General features: G+C 44.3%; 12 protein-coding genes. 7 read left to right on the top strand and 5 right to left on the bottom strand.

What is annotated here, in order from left to right; all coding sequences use genetic code 11:
• The first annotated feature begins 195 nt into the window (after window positions 1-195).
• From leuA to leuD, 4 genes are read left to right on the top strand one after another with little or no spacing between them, the layout of a single operon-like run.
• The gene (gene leuA, locus AC0L6H_RS11115) at window positions 196-1,749 is read left to right on the top strand and encodes a 2-isopropylmalate synthase (protein WP_473394375.1); all 1,554 of its coding nucleotides are present in this window, start codon (window positions 196-198) and stop codon (window positions 1,747-1,749) included.
• On the top strand, window positions 1,750-2,835 hold the full coding sequence (gene leuB, locus AC0L6H_RS11110) for a 3-isopropylmalate dehydrogenase (protein ID WP_473394373.1): 1,086 nt from the start codon (window positions 1,750-1,752) through the stop codon (window positions 2,833-2,835).
• Window positions 2,836-2,845: 10 nt separating this feature from the next.
• Window positions 2,846-4,249 (top strand): 3-isopropylmalate dehydratase large subunit, encoded by a 1,404-nt coding sequence (gene leuC, locus AC0L6H_RS11105; RefSeq protein ID WP_473394372.1) that lies wholly within the window; start codon window positions 2,846-2,848, stop codon window positions 4,247-4,249.
• Entirely contained in the window at window positions 4,249-4,848 is a 600-nt protein-coding gene (leuD, locus tag AC0L6H_RS11100; protein ID WP_473394371.1) for a 3-isopropylmalate dehydratase small subunit, read from the top strand. Before leuC ends, leuD begins: the two co-directional genes overlap by 1 nt.
• 123 nt (window positions 4,849-4,971) lie before the next feature.
• Here leuD and AC0L6H_RS11095 read toward each other — a convergent pair whose 3' ends face one another.
• Entirely contained in the window at window positions 4,972-6,327 is a 1,356-nt protein-coding gene (locus AC0L6H_RS11095) for a general secretion pathway protein GspB (RefSeq protein WP_473394369.1), read from the bottom strand.
• Window positions 6,320-7,243, bottom strand: a complete 924-nt coding sequence (locus AC0L6H_RS11090) for an ExeA family protein (protein WP_473394368.1) — start codon at window positions 7,241-7,243, stop codon at window positions 6,320-6,322. The genes AC0L6H_RS11095 and AC0L6H_RS11090 overlap by 8 nt, the downstream gene beginning before the upstream one ends.
• A gap of 346 nt (window positions 7,244-7,589) precedes the next feature.
• Here AC0L6H_RS11090 and srmB point away from each other — a divergent pair, with 346 nt between their 5' ends.
• The 3 genes from srmB to hemW all read left to right on the top strand — a co-directional run bounded on the left by srmB (window position 7,590) and on the right by hemW (window position 10,743).
• Window positions 7,590-8,855: an ATP-dependent RNA helicase SrmB gene (gene srmB, locus AC0L6H_RS11085; protein ID WP_473394367.1), complete on the top strand. Its 1,266-nt coding sequence runs from the start codon at window positions 7,590-7,592 to the stop codon at window positions 8,853-8,855.
• Between the two features lie 128 nt (window positions 8,856-8,983).
• The gene (locus AC0L6H_RS11080) at window positions 8,984-9,586 is read left to right on the top strand and encodes an XTP/dITP diphosphatase (RefSeq protein ID WP_473394366.1); all 603 of its coding nucleotides are present in this window, start codon (window positions 8,984-8,986) and stop codon (window positions 9,584-9,586) included.
• Window positions 9,587-9,594: 8 nt separating this feature from the next.
• Entirely contained in the window at window positions 9,595-10,743 is a 1,149-nt protein-coding gene (gene hemW / locus AC0L6H_RS11075) for a radical SAM family heme chaperone HemW (RefSeq protein ID WP_473394365.1), read from the top strand.
• 25 nt (window positions 10,744-10,768) lie between these two features.
• Here hemW and AC0L6H_RS11070 read toward each other — a convergent pair whose 3' ends face one another.
• The 3 genes from AC0L6H_RS11070 to AC0L6H_RS11060 form a co-directional block, all read right to left on the bottom strand.
• Window positions 10,769-11,347 (bottom strand): Lcl C-terminal domain-containing protein, encoded by a 579-nt coding sequence (locus AC0L6H_RS11070; RefSeq protein WP_473394364.1) that lies wholly within the window; start codon window positions 11,345-11,347, stop codon window positions 10,769-10,771.
• 106 nt (window positions 11,348-11,453) lie between these two features.
• Window positions 11,454-13,058, bottom strand: a complete 1,605-nt coding sequence (locus tag AC0L6H_RS11065; RefSeq protein WP_473394362.1) for an Lcl C-terminal domain-containing protein — start codon at window positions 13,056-13,058, stop codon at window positions 11,454-11,456.
• A 91-nt stretch (window positions 13,059-13,149) separates the two neighbouring features.
• Window positions 13,150-13,656 (bottom strand): PAS domain-containing protein, encoded by a 507-nt coding sequence (locus AC0L6H_RS11060; protein ID WP_473394361.1) that lies wholly within the window; start codon window positions 13,654-13,656, stop codon window positions 13,150-13,152.
• Window positions 13,657-13,659: the final 3 nt, after the last annotated feature.

Raw genomic sequence — 13,659 nt, 5'->3', positions numbered from 1 at the left:
ATTATATTCATCACGTTTTTCGCAATTACGCGCTATTTCTATCCTACTACTCACTTTGCTAGAGACTAAAGCGAACGGGTAGCTTTTTATATATTATTTTCTAAACCCGTGTAAATCACGGGTTTTTTTATGTCTTTTTTTGTTAAAATACAAATACATTAGCGCTATTGATATCTAGCACATTAGGGGGAAACAATGAACAATCAAGTGATCATTTTCGATACTAGTTTACGCGATGGCGAACAGGCCTTGCCTGCGAGTCTCAATGTAAGAGAAAAACTACAGATTGCCCTTATGCTCGAGCGTCTTGGGGTTGATGTTATTGAGGCAGGGTTCCCGGTCTCATCGCCTGGTGACTTTAAGTCAGTGCAACTTATTGCCAAAGAAATAAAAAATGCACGCGTATGCGGCTTATCGCGCGCTTTAGAAAAAGATATTGATGCTTGCGGCGAAGCGCTACGCGTTGCCGACGCATTTAGAATACATACCTTTATTGCGACCTCTGACATCCACGTAGACACTAAGTTACGTAAGTCTCAAGACGAGGTCGTTGAGATGGCCGTAAGAGCCATTAAGCACGCCGGCAAATACACCGATGATATTGAATTTTCATGCGAAGACGCCGGGCGAACACACATTGATTATTTGTGCCGAATGGTCGAATCTGCCATAAATGCAGGTGCTACCACGGTAAATATCCCAGATACAGTGGGTTATACCATTCCTTCTGAATTTGGTAGCATTATCGATAATCTATTTAACCGCGTACCTAACATCGACAAAGCCATTATCTCAGTACATTGTCACAACGATTTAGGTCTCGCTGTGGCCAATTCTCTCGCCGCTGTTGAGAATGGCGCACGCCAAGTTGAATGTACAATTAACGGCATAGGCGAACGTGCGGGTAACTGTTCTTTAGAAGAAATAGTGATGACGCTAAAAACGCGCTATCAAAAACTTGGACTTGAGACCAACATTAATAGCCAAGAAATTCACAAAGCTTCAAAATTAGTAAGTCAACTTTGTAGTATGCCTGTACAAGCTAATAAAGCGATTGTTGGTGCAAACGCATTTAGCCATTCTTCGGGCATTCACCAAGATGGCGTATTAAAAGGCCAAAACACATACGAGATAATGACCCCAGAAAGCGTAGGCATTAATAAAAACGTGTTAAACCTAACCTCACGTTCTGGACGCCACGTTATTAAGCACCGTTTAAGCGAACTCGGTTACGGGCCCGATGAATACGATTTGGACAATATTTACGCTTCTTTCGTTCGCCTTGCTGACAAAAAGGGACAGGTGTTTGACTACGATTTAGAAGCCCTATTGTTTTTTGATCAACAAAAACACGAACAAGCTCACTACAAATTGCTCTATTTACATGCCAGCTCAGGCCACAACATTGTGCCCACAGCCACGGTCAGTATTTTAGCCGGTGACAAAGAAATAACCCAAGCGGCAACAGGTAACGGACCGGTAGACGCAGCTTTTAATGCCATCATTAAAGCAATTGATGGTCACGATTTAGAAATCGTTGACTTCAAACTAGACTCAAAAGGTGAAGGTGCAGACGCCCTCGCTCAAGTAAGCGTGATTGTTGAATATAACGACAGACGCTTTAATGGCATTGGTCTAGCCACCGACATCGTAGAAGCGGGTGTAAAATCGCTTATTTTCGTATTGAATAACACCTATTTGGCCGACCAAATCGACCAACAAAAACAAGTTAAAATTGCAGGAGTGTAAATGAAAACCTTTTCTATCGCAGTGCTAGCCGGAGACGGTATCGGCCCAGAAGTAATGCACCAAGCGCGCAGAGTGCTAGATGTAGTCAGTAAAAAGCATAACTTTACGCTAAAGTGTGAAGATTATGCAGTAGGCGGATATGCCATTGATACCGAAGGCGAAGCCCTGCCCCCAGCCACCTTGCAAGGCTGTGAACAAGCAGATGCGATTTTATTTGGCTCTATCGGTGGTCCTAAATGGGACTCATTGCCACTTGAACAGCGCCCTGAGCGCGCCGCATTACTTGCGTTGCGTAGCCGTTTTGACCTTTTTAGTAATTTACGCCCTGCAAAAATTTATGAAAGCTTAGCGCATTTATCTCCTCTTCGACCTGATATCGCCAAAAATAACGTGGATGTATTGGTTGTGCGCGAGCTCACCTCTGGTATTTATTTTGGCCAACCAAAAGGCGTTGAAGGTGAAGGCGAACAAACCACCGCGTTTGACACCATGCGTTATTCGAAAGCTGAAATCCGCCGTATTGCCGTTTCCGCTTTTGAGGCCGCGACTAAACGTAGCAACAAAGTCACATCGGTAGACAAAGCAAACGTGTTGGTTACCAGCCGTCTGTGGCGAGAAGTTGTTGAAGAAGTTGCAGCAGACTATCCTAGCGTAACTTTAGAGCACATCTACATAGACAATGCGACAATGCAATTGGTCGCTAACCCCGGCCAGTTTGATGTCATGTTATGTTCAAACTTGTTTGGTGATATTTTGTCTGATGAGTGCGCCATGATCACCGGTTCCATGGGCTTACTACCTTCAGCTAGTATCAATCAAGATGGTTTTGGCATGTATGAGCCAGCCGGAGGTTCAGCCCCCGACATCGCCAACAAAGGTATCGCAAATCCAGTCGCACAAATTCTAAGTGCCGCGATGATGCTTCGCTACAGCCTAGGACTTGAAAGTGCCGCTGACGATATTGACCGCGCTGTGCTCAAAACATTAGGCGATGGTGTGCTAACCGCTGAGCTACTTTCATCAGAAAACAAACATAAAGCCAAGTCTACTAGTGAAGTGGGCGACTATATAATTAGTCAGTTGTAAGGACCAAATCATGCCAGCTACCTTGTACGAAAAAATTATCAGCACGCATATTGTTGAAGATATGGGTGAAGACCTTTTACTATATATTGACCGCCATTTAATTCACGAAGTCACCACCCCGCAGGCATTTGCAGGATTGACTGAAAAGAATCGCAAAGTGCGCCGCCCTGACCTTACCTTTGGCACCATGGATCACAGTATCTCAACTCGCTCTTTGGCACTTGACGCTTGCGGCCCTCAAAATGCCCTGCAACTTAATACCTTGGCAACAAACTGCGCTCAACACGGTATTCAATTGTATCCCGTAGGACACAAAAACCAAGGGATAGTGCACGTTATTGGCCCGCAATTGGGCCTTATTCAACCAGGTATGACGGTTGTTTGTGGTGATTCGCATACTGCCACTCACGGTGCTTTTGGCGCACTCGCTTTTGGTATTGGCACATCCCAAGTCGAACATGTACTCGCGACGCAAACATTAAAGCAATCACGCGCTAAAAGTATGCTTGTGAAAGTAGACGGAAAGCTGGGTCTTGGTGTCACAGCAAAAGACATTATCCTTGCCATTATTGGTAAAATTGGTCATGCGGGTGCAACTGGTCATGTGATTGAATACGCTGGTGAAGCGATTAGCGATTTATCGATGGAACAGCGCATGACAGTGTGTAACATGAGTATTGAGGCTGGTGCAAAAGCAGGCTTAATTGCACCGGATCAAAAAACTATCGACTACATTAAAGGTAGAGAATTTGCTCCCAGTAAAGAACATTGGCAAGACGCTGTTGCCTATTGGGAAAGCTTGTATAGTGACGACGACGCACAATTTGACACGATTGTTGAACTCAATGCCCACGACATTGAACCACAAGTGACTTGGGGAACAAACCCTGGCCAAGTGGTAGGTATAAATCAAAATGTCCCCGAACCGACAAGTTATACTGACTCTGTTACCCGTGATTCTGCAAACAAAGCGCTGAAATATATGGGTCTTGAAGCTGGCCAAGCGATTAGCGATATCAGCGTTTCGCACGTATTTATTGGTTCTTGTACTAATAGCCGTATTGAAGATTTACGTGCTGCCGCAAAAGTAGCGGCTCTTGGCACCGTTGCACAAGGTGTTACTGCTATTGTGGTGCCAGGCTCAGTTCAAGTGAAGCAACAAGCTGAAAACGAACAACTTGATTTAATATTTAAACAAAGTGGTTTTGAATGGCGTTTGCCAGGATGCTCAATGTGTTTGGGCATGAACGACGACATTCTTCAACCCGGAGAACGTTGCGCTTCAACAAGCAACAGAAACTTTGAAGGGCGTCAAGGCCGAGGTGCTCGCACACATTTAGTAAGCCCTGAAATGGCAGCAGCCGCCGCAATAACAGGTAAATTTACAGACGTTCGCAGCATGGGAGAAAGATAATGACGGGTATCAATGTAGTAACAGGTAGAGCGGCACCGCTTGATCAAGCAAATATAGATACCGATCAAATCATCCCTAAACAGTTTTTAACAGGGGTCACGCGTGCAGGATATGGTGTAAATCTTTTCCATGATTGGCGCTACGTGAATGGTCAAAAAGACCAAGTAGATCCTGACTTCCCGCTTAATAAAGCAGAATATGCGGGCGCGAATATTTTGCTCACACGCGAAAACTTTGGTTGCGGTTCTAGCCGTGAACACGCACCTTGGGCGCTGGCTGATTTCGGTTTTGACTGTATTATTGCGACTAGCTTTGCAGACATATTTTATGGCAACAGTATTAACAACCAACTATTGGTAGTAACGCTAGACAATAGCCAGCTAGATCAGTTGTTTGACAAGGTTAAAAACAATCCAAAAACAGAAATTACAGTGGAATTGACATCACAAACCGTGAGCTGTGAAGAGTTGACATTTCAGTTCGAAATTGCAAGTCATCACAAAACAAATTTGCTGAAAGGCTTAGACGCCATTGGACAAACCTTGGAACTCGATAAAGAAATAACAGACTTCGAAAAGCAACGGCAAAGTTGGCTGTAAATATGCCTCACAAGCCAATAAACCCGCATACAATCGTGACGCGTTTATTGGCTTTTTCCGAAGTGCCTTGCTCCTAATCTAAACACGCAATAAAAATGCAGTAACACTTTTTGATGCTACATTCTACCAATCAGAAAGTGCATTCATGGTAAATTCTTTACCTTGATATTCCAATACGACTTTTTCTGATTCTATCCGTTTGAGGATGACGTTATTGGCAATTATATCGCCTTCACCTAAACGCTGACTATTGACCCGCACCCACCTGTCGCGAGGGTTAGAGGCATACATGTGTGCACTAAAGCTCATCGCCGGCATTTGCGTTAAGATGGCAGGAGACAACTGGTCGATGCGAGGTAAGTCATTGAGGTCAGTCACCTTTACCAAGTCGACAGGAGGCTCTTTAGCCTGCTGATCAACATCTTCAGCAGCCGCTTGTATGCGGCGCAATAAGTCAGGGTTGACAGTATTTTGTGAGCTTCGAGTAGACGCTGTTTGATTATTCGAATTTTGATTTTCTGCGTCACGTCTACTTGCTTGCTGATTATTCGCATCTTCTTCACTAGTGGTCGACTCAAGCGGGATATCGGGCTCTGGATCATCGTCAACACCACTGTTATAACCAAGTATTTTTTGCCCTTCTTCTAAGCGAATACCATTTACCACTTCACTGTTTGAATTCGCTTGTGAAGTTGTGCTTGAGTTGGCTTCAGTAGCAGTAGCAGGCAAACGTTCACTAAGCTCTTCTTTTTCGCTTTGCGCGGTAGCGTTGATCACTTCTTCGGAAGTTGGCGCATCGTTTTGCGTTGCCGTTTTTGCTAAGGCGACTGGCTCGGCACTTGAGGTATCTGAACTTAGCGCGTCTTGCTTAATAGCCCCAGGTAAATTCGATGCTTGTTCGGTCTTAGGCTCTTGTGCTTGAGTACTCGGCTCAGTTTCTTGAATAGCTACTTCTTGTTGTGGGCTTTTATCAGGGCTCATCCAAGATACAATACTGTAACTGGCAAAAATACCCAGACATAAGCCCAGTAATATAAAGCCCAGCAGTAAACTATAAGGTTTGCCATATAACACCCATTTAGACGGCATTTGGTCAACCGCGGGCAAAAATAATGAGCGATGGAATTGCTGAGAAAGTTGTCTGTCAACATCCGCTATTTGTTTGTTAGAAGCAACTAATCGCTGAGTAGCTGTCGGGCTTGCTGCGCTTTTTTCTGCAGGTTTTATTTCTGCTTCGCTAAGACCCGCCAACGCACTAGCATCATTTTCCGGTGATTCAGAATCCTCATCAAGCTCGGTATTTAAGCTTTGGTCAACATCTACCTCTACGAGTGTGACTCCCATTTCGGTAAGGCCACGAATCATGTCAGCTGAACGAATAAAACCGACCTTACGGATTTTAACCGGCCCGTGTTGCTCAATAACTTGCGTGACCATCATGCCGGGGACTAAGTCAGCTACTTTTACAGGTTTACGCATAAATGCCTCCTAAACCTGCGCCAATTAGTAAACCAGCAACGAGTGCGATTAAGAATCCACGAATAAAAAGCGGTTTCCAATGCGTTTGTTGACGCTGCATTACAATATCCTCGCCCAACACTTGAAAGCTAGACGAGACCATTATTTGGTGATCAATAAATGGACGCTGCAAAGAGTAGCCTAAACTCAAAGCGCGGTCACAAAGCAAGTTAATCACCCGCGGTATACCGCCACTGATTGTGAACAACTCTAACAATGCAGCTTTGGTAAAACAGCTCGTCATGCCACCGGCAACTGACCATCTGTGTTCAACATATTGGCCTACCTCAGTTTGCGTTAGCGGCAATAAGTGATATCGAGCAGTTACGCGCTGAGCAAGTTGGCGAAGTTCGTTTCGTCTTAACAGTTGTTGTAGTTCTGGTTGCCCAATTAGCACTACCTTGAGTAACTTTTCTCGGTTGGTTTCAAGGTTAGTCAGCAAACGCAATTGCTCCAGTACTTCTGGTAACAGATGTTGCGCTTCATCAATAAGCAGCACCGTGTTAATGCCATTCTCATGATTACTTGCTAGTTTCGCTAATATCTGGTCGGTAAAGACTTTAAGTGTGGCGCTATTTTCATCATAGCTAATGCCTAACTCGTCGCACACTGTTGCTAGCAACTCTAAAGCAGAAAGCGTTGGGTTCAGAATAACGGCCATTTGTGTATCATCACCCAACTCTTGCATTAGCTTGCGTGAAACCGTAGTTTTCCCTGTCCCAACCTCACCAGTAAGCATCACAAAACCGCCTGATTCATTTAAACCAAAGCTCAAATGCGCCAGCGCTTGTTTGTGGCGAGTGCTCATAAACAGATAGTCAGGGTTTGGGGCGATTGAATAGGGATTATCGTTTAATCCATAATAATTTAAATACACTGTGTTTTTCTTATAATTATTGTTTAGCGATTAGCTTAATTGTAAGGATAAGTAACGCATACCGTTAAGCTTAGGAATGCCTATAAATTAGCATGTTTCAGGTATCGGGTAAATTTGTGATTCGGCTTTTTCACATATAATCTATCTTTGCCATTGTTTCAAAAGTCGAAATTGCATATTGGCATTATTAAAAGCCGACAGAATAGGGTAAACTTGCGCCAATTATTGCACGTTGTTATGGGATTGAGAATTGCGAAGGTAGTTCTTTCACAATACCCATGTGCTTATACAACAACGCGTATAGCAAACAAGGTCATCTACCATCTTATTTTAAAGGTCTACAAAATTGAGCAGCTTCGAATCCCTAGAGCTTGACGACGAATTAGTCAGCGCCATTCACGATATGGGATATACCAAACCCACAAGTATACAAACATCGGTCATTCCAGATGCTATGGACGGCGCTGATATTCTTGCCTGCGCGCCCACAGGAACCGGCAAAACAGCCGCTTTCATATTGCCTGTATGCCAATTTTTGCTCGACTACCCCAACAAATATAATAACTCTGCGCGTGCTTTAGTGCTCGTCCCCACGCGAGAACTTGCCTACCAGGTTGCTGAGCATGCTGAACTGATATGTAAAAATACTGACCTTGTGGTTGGCGTCATCACCGGCGGCATTAACTACGGTACCGACAAAAACACCCTGTCAAACCGCATCGATATTTTAGTTGCTACGCCGGGGCGTTTACTCGAACATATTCAATCTGAAACGTTCGATTGCAGAGACATAGAGTCACTCATTTTAGATGAAGCTGACAGAATGCTAGACATGGGCTTTGGCCCTGTGGTTAACCAGATTTGTGAAGAAGCCAGATGGCGCAAACAAACCATGTTGTTCTCAGCCACCCTTGAGGGAAGAGGCGTACGCAACTTTGCTCGCGACATCCTTAAAAAACCCAAAGAACACAACGCATCCCCTTCACGCAAAGAAAAAGCGAAAACCTTGCAGTGGTATCATTTATGCGATGATCCAGCGCACAAAGACGCACTCTTAGATTATCATTTAAGTAACACAATAGAGTCGTGCGTGGTATTTGTTAAGACGCGCGAGCGCTTGCATGCTTTAAAAGACAGGTTATTTTCCAAAGATTTTAACGTTGCTTATTTGCAGGGTGATATGCCTCAAGATAAGCGCATGGCGGCGCTGGCAAGCTTCAAAAATGGTGACGTTAAGATTCTTATTGCAACCGATGTAGCGGCTCGCGGATTAGATGTGCCAGAAGTATCACATGTGATCAATTACGACATGCCCCGCGGTGCAGATATATATTTACATCGAATAGGTAGGACCGGACGCGCCGGTGCCAAAGGTGTCGCTATATCACTAATTGAAGCCCATGATTTTATTTGGGTAGGAAAAGTCGCACGCTATACGCAAGATGCCTTTAAGCCCCGGGTTATTGACGAACTAAAACCTAAAAATAAACCGCCCGTTTTAAGCAAAAAGAAAAAGCCAAAAGTGAAGAAAGGCAGTAAAAAAGCAGCGGCGCGTAAAAAAGTATCACACAAGAAACGCAAAGGCGCTCGCCCGGCTAGCCCTAAACAGTAGTAATTTTAGCATGATGAAGCTTTGCACGCTGAATGCGGGTTTTGATTGCTGGGCTTTAAATGCAAGGCGTTTAACGCAGGGCTTTAAACCCAGAGCGTTGCGCTCTAAAGACACACATAGGAACAACAATGAACAAAATAGTATTAGCTACCGGCAACAAAGGTAAGGTGGCCGAATTTTCTCATTTATTTCAGCAATATCGTATTAAGGTTGTTCCTCAATCTGACTTTGATGTGCCTGATGTTCCTGAAACCGGAACCACCTTTGTCGAAAATGCACTAATTAAAGCTCGCCACGCTGCCCAAATAACAGGCTTGCCGGCTATTGCCGACGATAGTGGGCTTGTTGTAGACGCCTTAAATGGCGCGCCAGGCATATACTCAGCACGCTATGCAAGCGATGAAAATAACGGCGAAAAATCTGACAGCGCCAATTGCGAAAAATTATTGCGAGTGCTTGAGGGTGAACAAAATCGTGAAGCTAGATTTTTATGCGTTTTGGTGTTTATGCGCCATGCCAAAGACCCAACGCCCCTAATCTGCCAAGGTGAATGGGAAGGACAAATCGCGACCTCTATGTTTGGTGAAGGAGGCTTTGGCTATGATCCTCTTTTTTATGTGCCAAGCTTAAAACATACAGCAGCGCAGTTATCAAAAGATGAAAAAAGTGAAATAAGCCATCGAGCAAAAGCCTTAAATGAGCTCATGCTACAAATTCAAGAGCTGCTTTAAGCACACAAATGAGTATTCCTTTAGCTCTGTATATTCACATTCCGTGGTGCGTTCAAAAATGTCCGTACTGCGACTTTAATTCTCATCAACTAAAAGGCGGTATTCCTGAGGCTGAATATATAGCGCATTTGCTTGATGATTTAAGCCAAGACCTGCCGCTTATTACTGCTAACAAAAAGCAACGAAGCGTCAGCAGTATATTTATAGGTGGCGGCACGCCTAGTTTGCTTAGCGTGGAAGGGATGCAAAAACTTCTGCAAGGGGTAAAGCAGAGGGTTCATATTGAAGACGACGCTGAAATTACCATGGAGGCAAACCCAGGCACGGCAGAAGCCGCCAAGTTTTTAGGCTTCACGCAAGCAGGTGTTAATCGCATATCCATTGGTATACAGAGCTTTCAACAGCAGCACTTGCAAGTGCTTGGTCGTATTCATAACAGCGAGCAATCACATAACGCAATTCGTTTTGCACAAGAGCTCCCTTTGCGATCTTTCAATACAGACTTAATGCACGGTTTACCAGAGCAAAGCTTAGAAAATGCCCTAGACGATCTTAATCAAGCCATTGCTCACAAGCCTTTTCATTTGTCTTGGTATCAATTAACAATTGAACCCAACACCCTCTTTTATTCAAAGCCGCCAACCTTACCCAACGACGATTTGCTATGGGACATACAAACACAAGGCCAAGCCCTACTCAAAAGTAAAGGCTATGAGCAATATGAAATTTCGGCCTATGCTCAGCCAGGGCACCAATGTGCTCATAACCTAAATTACTGGCGTTTTGGTGATTATTTAGGAATTGGCTGCGGCGCGCATGGGAAAATAACGAATTTAAGCGACTATTCAATAGTGCGCACCGAGAAGGTAAAACATCCCAAAGGTTATATGGATTTGAGTAAAGCCTATTTATATAAGCAACACAAGGTAGAAGATGACGACTTGGCCTTTGAGTTTTTCATGAATAGGTTTAGGTTGCTTGAAGCCTGCCCACAAGAGGCATTTTTAAGCCACACCGGCCGCAGCTTGTTAGCAAGTGAACAAACTATAATGCTCAAGCTCAGTGATAAGGGCCTTCTGAATATTGACAAAGGCATGTGGCAAGTTACCGAACTTGGTAGAAGATACCTAAACAGTCTACTGGAAGAGTTTGTTTAAGCCCCCCAAAAAAAACTGCCCTACTTTACTCGCTTGCTAACTTCGTTCTGACTAAACGCACAAATAAACTACGCGACTTTAACCGCTGAGAATTACTGGCGTTTGTGAAAGTGACCGACCATGCAGTTTGCGCATCAAGCATAGAAGGTGTGCTCGTCCAATAATCATCGGGTGAGGTGTTAGGAAATATAGCGTCATTGATTGATGGGCGCACACAAGCTCGTTCCGTTATAACACTAAGCTCTTTAATATTGGGCAAGCGCCAGTTTTTAGAGCCATTAAACTCGGATTCAACACTAATCTTCAAGGCTTGTTGCCAGTTGAGCGCGATAGGCTCATTCAAACAAGTAGTGCCGTCCCATTCTTGACCAATACTGCAGCGCATAAAAATTAGATTAGATGCACTATGTAGCACTTCTCCGTCTGTAAGCAATATAAAGCTTTCATCGTTGGCGGTTTCTGGAATACCGCCAGGGCATGTAGCGTCAGGCTGTTGTTGTTCAACTTGCGCGATACTTAATGACGATATAAGCGCTAGGCTTATAAAAGCCATTGATTTAATTGTTTTGGATTGGCGCAAAAAAGTGCCTTTAATTCTACTCATCGCCCTGCCCTCACCAATAAAACGTAACGTGCGCTGCTTTTATCTAAAAACCCATCATTGCCGGTATTCATGTCATAAGCCCACGCGTTTCTCGCCGTATCGTTACTTACACCATCGGCACTGCTTTGGCGTGTCCAATACCACAAGGGAGTGGCGTTACTCCCCCTAAGTAAGGGAAAAATGTACTGTCGACCATGGGCGGGGTGGCTTTGCCGTAATGGACAATAGACTGCATTTCGTTGGGACTTGGCAACCGCCAATCAAAAAAGCCACATAAGCCTTGGCTATTAATTGCCTCGATGTAGGCCTGTGTATTACAGTTTTGAGATTGCACGTTGCAGGTGCCGGCGTTAGCGTTCAGCTCACCCGGGAAATTGCCGTTTTCATCATCTAAGTACCAAGTAAAGGTTTGCTCAACGTAATTGAGTTGGCTACTGTCTTGGTTTTCTTTCACTTGCCAGATTAACCCGCTAACGTTGTCACGCACACAAGAAAAATCAAAGCTTGGGTTTTCAACCGCATCACCATTGTCATCTAAGCGGGTAAAATCAAAACCTTGTTCACCTTCCCCTACTTTAATGACTTGACCAGACGCCGTTTGGCGATCAGCGCCATAGCTTGCATCTTGGCCCGGATAGTCATTTTGATGTTGGTTGCTAAGCTGGCTTTCATTTGCAAATAAGGTCATGCCGGTGTCGTTAATCAGTCGAGTAAGTGGAGCATAAACGATGCCCGCAGTTTGCGCGCTAACGGTATTTCTAAAACTATCTGTTGCGCTTATTTGATACGTAACCGTTGTGTCGGTTAGTACTAAAGGGCTGGTGGCGACTGTATCAAACGCGCTTGCGTCACTAATTTGACCACTCGCATTTTGCGTCCAACTAGCTGCAAATGGCGATGCATCAGGCGCTATACTCGATGCACTTGCCGACAGCGCCACTAATTCTCCTGAAAACACATTGCGCAAGCCAGAAACGCTTAGCTCTGGAATAGTTTGCTGCTGGCTTAGAAGTGTGATGGTGTAATCGGTGCTGGCATTTTCCTGCTCTTGGTCAGTAACGGTTAATCTGAAGGTCGCTTGTTGGTCAGTATCTAATAAAGGTGCAATCAAGCTTATTGAAGATTGGCTCGAATCAATACCAGCAAGTAGGCCAGGTCCGGCAATCTGTTGCCAGTTGTAGGCAACAATAGCGGCATCAGCGGTTTGCGGATCGGAATCGCTACTACTGCTTCCATTTAAGGTAATTTGTGAACTAACCGGGAATTGATTGGCGTTATACCCTGCTATTTGGTTTGCTTGTATTACCGCCGTTGGTGCGATATTTACCGGGTTAACGGTTAGCTCAATGCTGTCTGATTGTTGGCTACCGTCGGCATCGGTTGCGACTAGGGTTAGCGTGAAAACAGTTGTCTGGGTAAGATTTGGAGCAAGTACCGTGGCGTTGGTAATAGTGGTATCAGGGTGCGTTATAACAACGCTCGCATCACTTTGCCATGCATAAGTAATAGCGCCGTTGCCACCACTACTGCCGCCAAGTAACTCGCCAGACTGATTTTCATCTAGGCTAAAACTAGCGCCCGCATTCACTCTTATAGGATCTACCGTTGTATCTGTATCGGTAGTTTGTGAATCACTACCACCGCCGCAAGCACTCAAAACAAGTACACATACTAAAAGTAATGCTGTAAAAAACCGAGAGGGAATGTTCACTTTGCCAAAATGCCTTAATCACGTCATTGTTAAACTTGATTAGGTTAAAGCAAAAGCTATACCAGAATTATGCTGGCAAAATTCGCAGTGTTTATTGTTGTGTGCGTTCAGACATTTCGTTTTGGCTCACTTGCAAAGCTAAAAGTTGCTTTTTAGCCGACGCAGCATCAGTCATGTCATATATCATCATACAGATATTATCTACACTGCCTGTGGCAGAAACCAAAGGAGAAAACACAACGTTTTGATACATGTAAGGAGCGTTGCTAGTAATGGGGCGATAATTTCTAAATTTAAATAAGTAAGGGCGCTGTTCCCACGTAATAAAAGCGCGCGTTCTAAGCTCAAATACAGGGCGTGTTTTTGACTTCATCCAAACTTCTTGGATATCAGGAAACAACGAGAAAAGGCTTTGGTCACGCACGTCCGAAGGCAACAGCCCTGAGTGTGCTTCCATAAAACCGTTCCAAACTTTAATTTCAAATTGACGATTAAAAACGACAATGCCTACATCGACCGTTTGAATCATATTCATCATCCAATGAAATTCAAGAAGCTCATCTAAGGCTTCGTTTTTACTGGCAGAATTATTACTCATGGC

The organism is Glaciecola sp. G7-5 (genome assembly GCF_055808975.1).
This window is presented reverse-complemented; position numbering and strand designations above follow the sequence as displayed.

What these genes read in the sequence shown, in the direction of transcription:
- leuA (WP_473394375.1), top strand. Translation starts at nt 196, where the DNA reads ATGAACAATCAAGTGATCATTTTCGATACTAGTTTACGCGATGGCGAA.
- leuB (WP_473394373.1), top strand. Translation starts at nt 1,750, where the DNA reads ATGAAAACCTTTTCTATCGCAGTGCTAGCCGGAGACGGTATCGGCCCA.
- leuC (WP_473394372.1), top strand. Translation starts at nt 2,846, where the DNA reads ATGCCAGCTACCTTGTACGAAAAAATTATCAGCACGCATATTGTTGAA.
- leuD (WP_473394371.1), top strand. Translation starts at nt 4,249, where the DNA reads ATGACGGGTATCAATGTAGTAACAGGTAGAGCGGCACCGCTTGATCAA.
- AC0L6H_RS11095 (WP_473394369.1), bottom strand. Translation starts at nt 6,327, where the DNA reads ATGCGTAAACCTGTAAAAGTAGCTGACTTAGTCCCCGGCATGATGGTC.
- AC0L6H_RS11080 (WP_473394366.1), top strand. Translation starts at nt 8,984, where the DNA reads ATGAACAAAATAGTATTAGCTACCGGCAACAAAGGTAAGGTGGCCGAA.
- hemW (WP_473394365.1), top strand. Translation starts at nt 9,595, where the DNA reads ATGAGTATTCCTTTAGCTCTGTATATTCACATTCCGTGGTGCGTTCAA.
- AC0L6H_RS11070 (WP_473394364.1), bottom strand. Translation starts at nt 11,347, where the DNA reads ATGAGTAGAATTAAAGGCACTTTTTTGCGCCAATCCAAAACAATTAAA.
- AC0L6H_RS11060 (WP_473394361.1), bottom strand. Translation starts at nt 13,656, where the DNA reads ATGAGTAATAATTCTGCCAGTAAAAACGAAGCCTTAGATGAGCTTCTT.